This is a genomic window from Mycobacterium sp. NPDC050853 (genome assembly GCF_040653875.1).
In the GTDB taxonomy this organism is placed as follows: Bacteria; Actinomycetota; Actinomycetes; order Mycobacteriales; family Mycobacteriaceae; genus Mycobacterium.
On record NZ_JBFAGW010000008.1, the window covers coordinates 43,632 to 54,911 of the forward strand.

Sequence of the window (11,280 nt, forward strand, 5' to 3'; positions counted from 1 at the left end):
CGCTTTCCCCAAGGGGAACCGCTTATCGTCTTACAAACCAATCAGCCGGTATCTACGTGCGTCGCGTGCGGCGTTCAGGCATGCTCGGCAGTATGCCTGTCACGATCGAGAGACACGAACAGATCTGCGTGATCCAGATGAACCGTCCGGAGAAGCGCAACGCCATCAATCCGGAGATGACACTGGCGCTAGACGCCGCATTGAATCAGTTCGAGGACGACGCCGATCTGTGGGTGGCCGTGTTGACGGGGTACCGCGAGGGATTTTGTGCTGGTACCGATCTCGCAGAATCCTCGGGTCCGCGTACCGAGCGCGGCGGCGAATACGGCCTGATCCGACGCTCACGGCGCAAGCCACTGATCGCTGCCGTCGAGGGAATGGCCCTCGGCGGAGGGATGGAGATGGTGCTCGCCTGCGACCTAGTGGTGGCGTCGTCATCGGCAACCTTCGGATTACCGGAAGTGCGGCGGGGAGTCATCGCTACCTGCGGTGGCCTGTTTCGAGCGCAGCGAGCGCTGCCACTGAACATCGCACGACAGATACTCCTCACCGGCGATCCGATAACCGCCGACCGCGCCTACCAGCTCGGCCTGGTCAACGAGGTGACCGAAGACGGAGCCGCGCTGTCCTCCGCAATCACACTTGCCCAGCGGATAGTGCTTAATTCGCCTGTCTCCGTACAGGAAAGCCTGCGCGCGATGGACAAGGCCTTCGCGAACGCCGACGATGCCGGGTGGACGCACACCGAGACAGCATTCGGGGCTGTGCTTCAGTCTGCGGACATGGCCGAGGGGATCACGGCGTTCTTCGAACGTCGCTCACCTCAATGGACGGGTCGGTAACTCAGGCCGTGTCCTGGCGCCTCACCGACGGCGTTCAGGCTTCCAGCCGGGCTCGGATGCTGGCGAGTCGGCGTCGAAGCTCGGCCTCGTCGACAATACCGCGGGCGACCAGCGAATGCGCGAGTGAAACCAGCTGGCTCTCGGGATAGGGCAGACTGGAATAGAGGGTTGCCGATAGCGCGTCCTCCTCGTCGCGCCGCTGTGCGAAGGTGGGGACGTCGGCCCCACAGGCGGCATGGTCGAGGGCATCGCAGAGGCCGTCCAAACTGGTCTTCCACGGTGGCACGGGATTCTCGACGCCGTATTTGGCGGCCATCTCCGGCCAGACCTGATGGCGTTTCACCATGTCCTGCAAGGGCGCAACGACAACTCGTTCGATCGAGCCGGAATTCTCTGTCTCCGTCATGTTTCAGCCCTCAGTCGGCTACGGATGGACGGCTGGACGCGTGTCGACGATGACGTTGGTGGTGACACCGACCTTGGGCAGGGCAACACCGATCAGACAGTCGCGGGTGATGATCTCGACCAACCGGTCTTCATCCCAGCCCTCGGTACCCCCCGGGCGCACGGGCATCACCATGAACCGATGTTTCTGGTTGGAGTCCTCCACCCGAACCTCGACGTCGTCGGGCAGATTGAGGCCGAATTCGGAGAGCACCTGGCGCGGCCAACGAACGAGGCGGCGACGATAGTTGGGTGTGCGATACCACTCAGGGGAATTCCCCAGGATCGGTCGCGGGTAACAGGAACACAATGCGCAGACGATGACGTGGTGCAGCGTCGGTGTGTTCGCCAGTATCTGAAACGCCACGAAGTCGCTGGGTGTACCCCACCCGGTGGGTTCCAACCAATCGACGCCGACTTCCTTGCTGGCGTCCATCGGTTTCGTGAGCGCGAGCTCCTTGAATTCCGGGTCGAGCCACGCCCGCGCCACCAGACGTGCGGCCGGAGTGGGACCGATCTGCTCGGCGAACTCGGTGAAGTGTCGATGATCCTCGGCGGTGAAAATCCCCTTCTCGATGCACAATTCGCGCAATGCGATCTCCAGGACTTCGAAGTCGGTAATCTCGTCCACCATGGGGGCAACGGTCCGCGTGTGATCGTGATCGTGATCGTCGGTCATGTGCTGATCCCTCTCGGTACGGGTGCCGGTCTCGGGACGGATTGGTCTAGTGGGCGGCTTCCAGTGCGCGCTCAGGAAGCTCGGTCTGCAGGGTGTCGGTCGCGGACCCGGTGTAGCCGTGCCATAGCGCGGACTGGTTGAACCGCACGATGTACATCCATTCGGTCTTGGCGTCCGGGTGATCCCACGTCTCATCCTCCGCGGCAGGGGTTTCGTATGCGATCGCCGCGATCTCGCCCGCAGCGCCCCGGACGTATTCCGGAGTGCGGGTGTAGAACAGGGCAGGCTCCTCACGCACAACAACCGGGTCGCCGATATGAAATTTGGGCTCACCGGCCTGCCCGGCATAGACCTGCGGATCGCCCTTACCGACCGCTTCGATGTGATGAGCGTTGCGTTTCACCTGCGCACCGTCGCCTTCGCACTTCGGCTTTGCCTCCGGGGTCCTGCCATTCAGGCCGCCGGCGTACCGCATCTTGACCTCCAACATCCGGTCATTCAGCTCACCCAGGCTGATGTGATGCTTCTCCACCAGGACCCGGCCGACCGCCCACAGCCAGCGCGCGTAGTACGGCAGCCCGAGATAGATGGCGCGACCCACGTCGACGTTCCCGATCCGGCGCCGCTCCTCCGAGAGCCAAATCCCGCGCCACGCCAGGACTTCGCACATGACGTAAGTCAATTCCTCCCACTTCTCGTACTGCTTGTTCTCGTACTTGATGGGCGCATCCGGCTCGCCGCCGACGTCATGGGATGTCTTCATGTACGCGGTGAAGTAGGCGTGATCGATGAGATCGGGAGTCGGTGCGTCCACGATTTCCGGATAGGACGACTTCAGGCGCGCCACCAGATCCAGACGTGACGCCCGCTCGGCTGCGGTACCCATGAACGTCCCCTTGCTGTCGTACGGAACGTTGATACAGAGGCGCAGGCCAATCCCGAGGCTCAAATATCTCGCGAAGCCGAGCTCCCTAAGACCTGGACGCTAGCAGTTCTCGATAGCGTCGACAATCCCTTTCAGCTAATTCATGACGGACGTCGGTGCTGGTGCTGATGGTCCACTGGGTGCAGCCGCACAACGCACGCCGCCAGGTCGCCTGTCGACCCCGAAAAAGGTGAATGAACACTGGTTACAACCATTCTCCACTGTGTCTGGCTTCGGCGTGGAAGCTGCGGCACGCTTTTCGGGACCGCAAACGGGAATGGTTGATGAATCGTGCATGCAGCAAAATATTTGTCACAACCATGCTCGCTGGACGACTCTCTCGGTCAGAGCTCCGCCACGTGTCCGTTGTCGACCATCCATGAACGATCCAACCGAACGTTCTGCAACATCCGGCGGTCATGCGTCACGAGCAACAGCGCACCGTCATAGGTCTCGAGCGCTTGCTCGAGCTGCTCGATGGCGGCGAGGTCCAGATGGTTCGTCGGCTCATCGAGAACTAACACATTGGTGCCGCATGCCTGCAGCAGCGCGAGGCCCGCACGGGTTCGCTCACCGGGCGACAGCTCGTCAACCGTGCGTTCCACATGGTCGGCACGCAGCCCGAATTTTGCGAGCAGGGTTCGAACATCGGCCGTCGACCATGACGGCACCCGCTGCTCGAAGCGATCGACAAGCCGGCCGGGGCCGGTGAAATCCGCACGCGCCTGGTCGATCTCGCCGATGGCGACATTCGCGCCCAGACTCGCGCGGCCCTCGTCTGGCCGCTGGCGACCTAGTAGCAGGCGCAGCAATGTCGACTTTCCCGCCCCGTTGGGGCCCGTTATACCGATCCGCTCACCCGCATCGACCTGAAGCGACACCGGCCCGAGGACGAACTCTCCCTGCTGCACAACGGCATTGGCGAGAGTCGCAACGACCGAACTCGACCGGGGTGCGGCGCCGATGGTGAACTCGAGGGCCCATTCCTTGCGGGGTTCGACGACCTCTTCGAGGCGGGCGATCCGGCTCTCCATCTGACGCACCTTCTGCGCCTGCTTCTCGCTGGACTCAGAAGCCGCGCGGCGCCGGATCTTGTCGTTGTCGGGAGCCTTGCGCATCGCGTTGCGAACACCCTGGCTCGACCACTCCCGCTGAGTACGCGCACGCGCCACGAGGTCTGCCTTCTTATCGGCGAACTCCTCGTATTGTTCGCGCCGGTGCCGTCGACCAACCGCGCGCTCTGCCAGATAGCTTTCGTAGCCGCCGCCGAAGACGGTGGTGGTGTTCTGGGCCAAGTCCAGCTCGAGGACGTGGGTGACGCTGCGGGCGAGAAACTCGCGATCGTGACTCACCAGCACCACACCGCCACGAAGTTCACGGACGAAGTCCTCCAGCCGAGCGAGTCCGTCGAGGTCAAGATCGTTGGTCGGCTCATCGAGCAGGGCGATGTCGAACCGCGACAGCACCAGCGCCGCCAGTCCGACACGCGCCGCCTGCCCACCCGACAAGGCCGTCATCAGGGTCGATTCGGCTTGCACCGCATCCGAGCCGAGGCCGAGGTCGGCCAGAACCGCCGGCAACCGCTCATCGAGATCCGCCGCACCCGAGGCGAGCCAGTGATCAAACGCGACCGCGTAGGCGTCGGCCGGATCAATCCCTGAAGCGCTCTGGTTTTGGTCTGCCAACGCCGCGGCCGCCGCTTCCATGGCCCGCGTCGCGTCGATGCATCCGGTACGGCGCGCGATATAGGTGGCGACGGTTTCCCCCGGTACCCGCTCGTGCTCCTGCGGCAGCCACCCGACAAACGCGTCAGCCGGTGCGATGCTGACGGCACCCTCAAGCGGCTCGAGATCCCCAGCAAGGATCCGCAGCAGTGTGCTCTTGCCGGCGCCGTTGGCGCCGACGACTCCTATTACGTCACCCGGCGCCACGGTCAGGTCGAGCGCCTCGAAGAGGGTGCGATGAGCGAATCCGCCGGCCACATTCTTCGCGACAAGCGTTGCAGTCATGGGTTCATCGTCGCACCACCGCGATCCGCCCTGTCTGCAAGTCGGTGACCCCTCGATGATTACAGGTCACGCGGGTCGTCGGGTACGTCGATGGCGTGCTGCTGCAGCACCTCCAGAGCAACAACGTCGAGGGTTCGTTCGTGGGTGGCCGCCAACACTACCGGGGCCGCGCGGCCGTCGTCGTGAGCCCGAAGCCAGTTCGCCGCGGTGACGCACCAGCGGTCGCCGGGGACCAGGCCGGGGAACTGGTAGCGCGGTGCCGGCGAAGACAAGTCATTGCCGATGAACCGTTGATGCTCCAGAAATTCCGCGGTCACTACCGCACAGATCGTGTGCAGGCCGCGGTCTTCTTCCGCCGTCGAACAACAGCCATCGCGGTAGTAGCCGGTGAGGGGGTCGGTACCGCATGGTTCCAGCGGGCCGCCGAGCACATTGCGATCAGACATGCGCCCAGTATCGGTCCTCGTAGGTCTCGCAGCACTAACGCAGGCGACGCTCTTCTTCCGCTTCGAGACGCCGACGCTCTTCCTCGCGGCGCTTCTCTTCCTTCTCGATCACTTCCTCGCGTGGCGTCTTGTTGGTCATATCGCTCCAAAGGTCGCTTGTATGTCCACCCTGGCCAGCCTATCCGCCCCGTTCGATCGGCCCTCGAATCCGCGCACCGGTCGCCACGGGTAGGCGGCTTTCGTCTTTGAATTCCAGGGATCCATCTTGAGTCCGCGGGACGTGATGGATATAGAGGGCCTCAGCGACCAGATGAGGGACACCACCAGCCGAAGGAAGGTTACGCTAACCTACATTGGCTGACCCAATGTCATGAGCGGTTAGTGAGCACTGGAGAGGAGACGCCAGGCCGCCCGCGCGCCGGGCCCTGGAAACCGGGCAGATGATGAATAGCGAAATCGATTCCCCCACAGTCGGTCCGATCAGCGGCGCAGGCAACGGGTCATGACGGCTCCGGTATGGATCGCGGCCCCTCCCGAAGTGCATTCGGCCTTGTTGAGCAGCGGCCCCGGACCCGGACCTCTGCTCGCCGCTGCCAACGCCTGGCGCTCGCTGAGCATGGAATACACCTCGGCAGCAACCGATCTCACCACGACGCTGGGCTCGGTGCGGGCGGGCTCATGGAACGGCCCCAGCTCCGAGCAATACCAGGCGGTGCACGTGCCCTACCTGAGCTGGTTACAGCAGACCAGTACCGTCAGCGCCGGAGTTGCCGCCCAAACCGAGACCGCAGCCACGGCCTATACCGAGGCACTGGCCACCATGCCTACCCTTGTCGAACTCGCCGCAAATCACGCGACGCACGTCGCGCTGATCGGCACGAATTTCTTTGGTATCAATACCATTCCGATCGCCGTCAACGAGGCCGACTACATCCGGATGTGGATCCAAGCGGCTACCGTGATGAGCACCTATCAGGCCGTCTCCGAAATCTCGCTGACATCAGCACCGCCAACCCTTCCCTCACCGATGCTGCTCACACCGGAAAGTGTTGGTACCGCACGCGCCGAGGCCCAGGCCGCCACAAAGCCACCGCCCATCGTGCCTGATCCGAACGATCCCATTGAGATGTTGTTAGCGAACTCCCAACACTTCCTGGGCATGTATCGCGCGCTGAAGGGACTGATCACAGACCCGGTCGGCACCATCATTCGGATAATCATCGACTTCTCCACCAACCCGGCGGCAGCCTTGGTTACGTGGCAGCCGCTGTTCTTCGTATTCGCCTACGCCGCAACCTTTGGCGTGATGGGCACGCCGATCTACGCCGCAATCTTGGGCCCCGCAGCGGGGATCTCGATCCCGCTTGCCATCACCTTGTCCAGCCTGTCGCAGATGCCGGAAGCCCCGCCCGTCGACCAGCCCGCAGTCGTCGTCAATCCGCCTGCCGACCAACCGAACGCGGTAGCGATGAGTGGTGGCCCGGCGCCCACGGCGAGTTCGGCCGCGCCGGCCCCGCCCTCCCCATCCACGGTGACGTCCGGCTCTGCCCCTGCGCCCACACCACCATCGGCGGGAGCCGAGGGCCTGGGGTACGCCATTCGAGGCGACGGTCCCGGATTCGGGTTCGGCCCGACCATGGGACAGAGCACTGGTGCCGTGGCCCATGCACCGAGCAGTGCAGTGGCGGCCGCCGCTGCACTGGCCTGCAATCCAGGAAAGTCCAAGACCCGCAGGCGCCGTCGCGGAACCGCCGAGGATCGCGGCTATCGCCACGAGTACGCCACCATGGACGACGCCATGCCCGCCGGCCCCGACGAGCCGGTCGCGGTGACCGCCTCAAGTACGGGTGCCGGGCGGCTCGGCTTTGCCGGCGTCCGCACCACATCGGCGGCCACCGAGGCCGTCGGCTTGACCACGCTCGCCGCGGACGCACCCGAGAACCGAACGACCCCGATGCTGCCGGGAACCTGGAACGCCGCGAACGGCGACCGTTAGATTCACTGACCTTCAACACAATTCAGCGCCCTTATTGCCACCCGGCGATGCCCGAACGCGCTACGCCGAACTGAGGGTGAGCAATGTCCTGACGGTGTCCGCCCAGTGGCCCAGCGTTGCGCGAACAGACCGGTCCGAGGTCCGCAGTGAGCGCGACAACGCCAGACCGCGCAGCATGGTGATGCTGAGGTCACGGATCACCGAATACCGTGGGTGTGCAACAACTTCGGACCCAAAGAGGTCGTCGACAACCCTGCGCAGGTCACGGCCCGCTTGACGCTCGGCCTCAACGAGGACGGTGGCGAGCTCACGGTTGGTACGCGCGGCCGCCCACAGCTCAAACTCTGCCTGGGCGGCTGGTCGTGTCATCGTCTCGAGAAGTGCCGTCAGGGCCCGGTCGACGGCATCAACGCTCCCGCCGATCCGAGTTGCCGCTGCTCGCGCGGCAGCCTCATTCGATTGGACGAGGTTGGCCACCAGTGCCCGGGTGAGGTCCGCGGCCGTGGGGAAATGGTGCAAGAGTGCGCCGCGACTGGTCCCGGCGGCTTCCTGGACTGCCACCGTCGTCAACGCCGAGTATCCGCGGGCCACCAGCAGTTCGGTTGCAGCATGCAGAATACGAGCCCGCGTCGCCTGTTTCTGCTCCTCCCGACTGGTCATCGCGTCTCCTCTCAATGCGCTAGCCGCTTGCCTCTTATGCCGAATCCGCGTGCAGTGTCGCACGTCTGCACTCCAATTATTTCACAGTCACACTTGACTGTGAACCTTCCGGTAGGCGATGCTGCTTCTGGCCAACCGCTACGGGCACATTGACGCCCGGCACGCTAGAGAGGGGCAATTCACTTGTCGAACAACGATTCTCATTCCGGCACGCGGCCGGCGGCCTGGTACGAGAACTGGACCGAGGTACCCGATTCTCCGTGGAAGGATCGGCCGGCACCGGACTTCGAGCGCGACTACCCGACGCTCACCTACGAGCGGGACGGCCGTATTGCACGGATCACGTTCAACCGCCCCGAAAAGGGCAACACGATCACCCCGGACACCCCGCGCGATCTGGTCCACGCCGTCGAACGCGCCGACCTCGATCCCCGGGTGCACGTCATCCTCGTCTCGGGGCGCGGCAAGGGATTCTGCGGCGGCTACGACCTGGACATGTTCGCCGAGAAGGGCTTCGACACCCGCGACGAGACCGACGAGGTCACCGGCACCGTGCTCGACCCTGTGGTCAACGCGATCAACCACAATCCGTGGGGAACGTGGGACCCGATGATCGACTACGCCATGATGAGCCGCTTCAATCGGGGCTTCGCCTGTCTGATGCAGGCCAACAAACCCACCGTCGCCAAGCTGCACGGCTTCGCCGTCGCCGGTGGTACCGACATCGCTCTCTACAGCGACCAGATCATCTGCGCCGACGACACCAAGATCGGCTATCCCCCCACCCGGACCTGGGGCATCCCCGCCGCCGGTATGTGGGCACACCGGCTTGGCGACCAGCGCGCCAAACGACTGCTGTTCACCGGCGACTGCATCAGCGGAAAGCAGGCCGCCGAATGGGGTTTGGCGGTCGAATCCTGTCCCGCCGACGAACTCGACGCACGCACTGAGGCCCTTGTCGAACGCATCGCCCGGATGCCCGTCAATCAGCTGATGATGACCAAGCTCGCCCTCAACTCCGCGCTGTACTCGCAGGGGGTGGCGAACTCGGGCATGATCAGCACGGTCTTCGACGGTATCTCGCGACACACGCGTGAGGGCTACGCCTTTCAATTACGCTCGGCCACAGCCGGATTCCGTGAGGCAGTGCGTGAACGCGACGAGCCCTACGGGGACTACAAGCGGGCACAGTTCGACAAGAACGCCCCGCAATGAAACTGGCCGGCGCCCTGGCGTCCTCTGCTATCGCACGGATTTGATCGGCAGCACCGCCAGAGCACCGAGGACTGATAAGACCATCGACGCGAAGTACAGGACGCTGAAATCTCCTTGGGCGTTGTGCAGTCCGAACAGCACCGTCGCCAACATGGGAACAAGCAGTTGTGGGAGCAGGTATGCCATTGCCACCACGCCGAGGTCTTTCCCTGAGGACTCAGTCTCAGGTAGCACCTCTGTCATCAGTGCCAGATCCACTGCGGCGTAGGCGCCCTGCCCTGCTCCGATTACCGCCGCGCCGAGCAGGAGGGCGTGAAAGTCTTTGAACAGCAACAGGATCACCAAGCCGACCGCGGTGATCAGGCACGAGGTCCAGACGATGCCCTTGCGCCGACCGGTTCGGTCCGACCACCAGGCAGATATCGCCGCTGTGAGCATATTGGTGATCAAGAATGCACCGATGATGACGCCGTATTTGGCGGCTGCCTCATGCTCAGACAACCCCAGGGTGCCGGCCACGATGTAGAGCATGTAGACCGTCACCAACAGCACCGACATTGTGACGAAGAGCCGGCAGATCCACGCCCATGCGAAATCCTGATGCTTCCTTGGATTTATCCAATAGCTGGCCAGGATCGCTTGCCATCTCAGGGGCACTCGCTGCGCGCGGACGGTATCGCGCAGGATGAGTGCGGCAGCGGCATTGAATACCAAAGCCAGCACCGCAGGAAGACCGAACCACCATCGGGGATCGTTGGGTAGAACGTTGATGAAAACGCTGCCGACCACGGGCGCCAGGCTGGTCGAGATGCCGAACGCTGCCGCAACACGTGCCCGGATTGCTACCGATATCTGGTCTGCCAACAGTGCGTTGAACACCACAAGCGTTGCGGCGAAGCCCATCTGGGTGATGCACCAGCCGGCTACGACGCCTCCGACTGTCGGCGCTGTGGCCAGTGTCGTCAGGCCCACCGCCCCGACGAGAGTGCCACCCACGAGATACGGCCTGCGGATACCAAATCGCGATCTCGATGTGTCGCTGAGATGACCCAGCGGCGGTGTCACCACGATGATCGCAATACCGCCGAGAGCCATAGTCAACGACAGCGCCTGCGTTTTGTGCCCCGGGTCCAGCTCCGCGAGACGCAGCGGGATGCTCACCCCACCAGCGGCCAGCAGCGCAACCGCGGAGGCGAAGTAGGCCAGCAGAAACACGGGCAGGAAGGCTCGCGGCTGCACAACCCGAACGTCGGTCCTCAGGCGTGTAGCAGGCACTTCCGTAGCCATCCGGTCCTCTCGAAGTTCTTCGATAGACCACTGTAAGTGGTGAAGCACGAGGGCCGCTTGGGACGATGCCGACCGTTTCACTTCGGGCCATATGCCGGTCGTCGCAGCACCGCCTCAACCGGTCGCCGAATTTAGGTCCAGCGCTAGTTGGCCGGGCCTGACCTCGGCGAGGATGCGACCGGGTCTGTTTAGGGGAGCTGCGGCGGCTCTGTTGATGGTTCCTTGATGCCGGTAACTGTCCATGCGGACACATCAGAGAGGCGGATGCGCAGCGAGTCGTGCTCGACGATGGTGCCTGCGACATAACACCGGGCTTTACGAAGGTGAAGAAAGACGCTGTCCCGCTCGGCTTCGAGCGCCCCGATACGGCCGGCGACATCAGAGGCATCGTTTCTGGTGAAGAACTTGGCGACGTAGTGCCCGAAGTACGCGCTGGTCACGGTTATTCCAGACGCCACACCCCAGGGCAGGTAGAGCGTCACTTCGATGCTGGCGGAACCGGCTTCTGTGTCGATGTGACGCAGGATCGCGTCAACACCGGCCGCGGGGTCACGTAGGGGCATATCGGGATCGTAGAACATTTGCTTCAACTGGCGCTATCTAAAATCTACAGTGGGCGGGGTAGACATTCGTCATCTGTGTGGTTAGACTATCCCTCGTATACAGAGCAGAGGGTGATGGCACGGGAGATGACGAACTGCCCGTGAGGTGTGAAGTATGAGTGCGGTCGTACACGCCAGAGCCGGGTAGGACACCGGTTCTCAGATCGCTACCAGT

11 protein-coding genes are annotated in these 11,280 nt (G+C 63.4%); 3 read left to right on the forward strand and 8 right to left on the reverse strand.

Annotation, left to right across the window (positions count from 1 at the left end):
- The first annotated feature begins 92 nt into the window (after positions 1-92).
- Positions 93-842, forward strand: a complete 750-nt coding sequence (locus AB0H22_RS21595) for an enoyl-CoA hydratase-related protein (RefSeq protein WP_358148853.1) — start codon at positions 93-95, stop codon at positions 840-842.
- A 34-nt stretch (positions 843-876) separates the two neighbouring features.
- On the opposite strand, the gene AB0H22_RS21600 is transcribed toward AB0H22_RS21595, so the two are convergent.
- The 5 genes from AB0H22_RS21600 to AB0H22_RS21620 all read right to left on the reverse strand — a co-directional run bounded on the left by AB0H22_RS21600 (position 877) and on the right by AB0H22_RS21620 (position 5,345).
- On the reverse strand, positions 877-1,248 hold the full coding sequence (locus AB0H22_RS21600) for a thiocyanate hydrolase (RefSeq protein WP_358148855.1): 372 nt from the start codon (positions 1,246-1,248) through the stop codon (positions 877-879).
- 18 nt (positions 1,249-1,266) lie between these two features.
- Entirely contained in the window at positions 1,267-1,965 is a 699-nt protein-coding gene (scnC, locus tag AB0H22_RS21605) for a thiocyanate hydrolase subunit gamma (protein ID WP_180749511.1), read from the reverse strand.
- Between the two features lie 46 nt (positions 1,966-2,011).
- A complete protein-coding gene (locus tag AB0H22_RS21610; protein ID WP_180749512.1) occupies positions 2,012-2,851 on the reverse strand; it encodes an SH3-like domain-containing protein in 840 nt (279 codons plus the stop codon).
- Positions 2,852-3,234: 383 nt separating this feature from the next.
- On the reverse strand, positions 3,235-4,899 hold the full coding sequence (locus AB0H22_RS21615; protein WP_180749513.1) for an ABC-F family ATP-binding cassette domain-containing protein: 1,665 nt from the start codon (positions 4,897-4,899) through the stop codon (positions 3,235-3,237).
- A gap of 59 nt (positions 4,900-4,958) precedes the next feature.
- Positions 4,959-5,345 (reverse strand): DUF2237 domain-containing protein, encoded by a 387-nt coding sequence (locus AB0H22_RS21620; protein WP_180749514.1) that lies wholly within the window; start codon positions 5,343-5,345, stop codon positions 4,959-4,961.
- 502 nt (positions 5,346-5,847) lie between these two features.
- Here AB0H22_RS21620 and AB0H22_RS21625 point away from each other — a divergent pair.
- Positions 5,848-7,341: a PPE domain-containing protein gene (locus AB0H22_RS21625; protein ID WP_358148859.1), complete on the forward strand. Its 1,494-nt coding sequence runs from the start codon at positions 5,848-5,850 to the stop codon at positions 7,339-7,341.
- 60 nt (positions 7,342-7,401) lie between these two features.
- On the opposite strand, the gene AB0H22_RS21630 is transcribed toward AB0H22_RS21625, so the two are convergent.
- Positions 7,402-8,001, reverse strand: coding sequence for a TetR/AcrR family transcriptional regulator (locus AB0H22_RS21630; RefSeq protein ID WP_180749516.1), 600 nt, complete (start codon positions 7,999-8,001; stop codon positions 7,402-7,404).
- Positions 8,002-8,184: 183 nt separating this feature from the next.
- On the opposite strand from AB0H22_RS21630, the gene AB0H22_RS21635 reads away from it, so the two are divergent.
- Positions 8,185-9,216: a crotonase/enoyl-CoA hydratase family protein gene (locus tag AB0H22_RS21635; RefSeq protein ID WP_358148861.1), complete on the forward strand. Its 1,032-nt coding sequence runs from the start codon at positions 8,185-8,187 to the stop codon at positions 9,214-9,216.
- A 27-nt stretch (positions 9,217-9,243) separates the two neighbouring features.
- Here the strand turns inward: AB0H22_RS21635 and AB0H22_RS21640 are convergent, their stop codons facing one another.
- Positions 9,244-10,503 carry an MFS transporter gene (locus AB0H22_RS21640; RefSeq protein WP_180749518.1) on the reverse strand — a complete coding sequence of 420 codons (1,260 nt, stop codon included), beginning with the start codon at positions 10,501-10,503 and terminating at the stop codon, positions 9,244-9,246.
- 188 nt (positions 10,504-10,691) lie between these two features.
- Positions 10,692-11,066, reverse strand: a complete 375-nt coding sequence (locus tag AB0H22_RS21645) for a hypothetical protein (protein ID WP_180749519.1) — start codon at positions 11,064-11,066, stop codon at positions 10,692-10,694.
- Positions 11,067-11,280 lie beyond the last annotated feature (214 nt).

What these genes read in the sequence shown, in the direction of transcription:
- AB0H22_RS21595 (WP_358148853.1), top strand. Translation starts at nt 93, where the DNA reads ATGCCTGTCACGATCGAGAGACACGAACAGATCTGCGTGATCCAGATG.
- AB0H22_RS21600 (WP_358148855.1), bottom strand. Translation starts at nt 1,248, where the DNA reads ATGACGGAGACAGAGAATTCCGGCTCGATCGAACGAGTTGTCGTTGCG.
- scnC (WP_180749511.1), bottom strand. Translation starts at nt 1,965, where the DNA reads ATGACCGACGATCACGATCACGATCACACGCGGACCGTTGCCCCCATG.
- AB0H22_RS21610 (WP_180749512.1), bottom strand. Translation starts at nt 2,851, where the DNA reads ATGGGTACCGCAGCCGAGCGGGCGTCACGTCTGGATCTGGTGGCGCGC.
- AB0H22_RS21615 (WP_180749513.1), bottom strand. Translation starts at nt 4,899, where the DNA reads ATGACTGCAACGCTTGTCGCGAAGAATGTGGCCGGCGGATTCGCTCAT.
- AB0H22_RS21620 (WP_180749514.1), bottom strand. Translation starts at nt 5,345, where the DNA reads ATGTCTGATCGCAATGTGCTCGGCGGCCCGCTGGAACCATGCGGTACC.
- AB0H22_RS21625 (WP_358148859.1), top strand. Translation starts at nt 5,848, where the DNA reads ATGACGGCTCCGGTATGGATCGCGGCCCCTCCCGAAGTGCATTCGGCC.
- AB0H22_RS21630 (WP_180749516.1), bottom strand. Translation starts at nt 8,001, where the DNA reads ATGACCAGTCGGGAGGAGCAGAAACAGGCGACGCGGGCTCGTATTCTG.
- AB0H22_RS21640 (WP_180749518.1), bottom strand. Translation starts at nt 10,503, where the DNA reads ATGGCTACGGAAGTGCCTGCTACACGCCTGAGGACCGACGTTCGGGTT.
- AB0H22_RS21645 (WP_180749519.1), bottom strand. Translation starts at nt 11,066, where the DNA reads ATGCCCCTACGTGACCCCGCGGCCGGTGTTGACGCGATCCTGCGTCAC.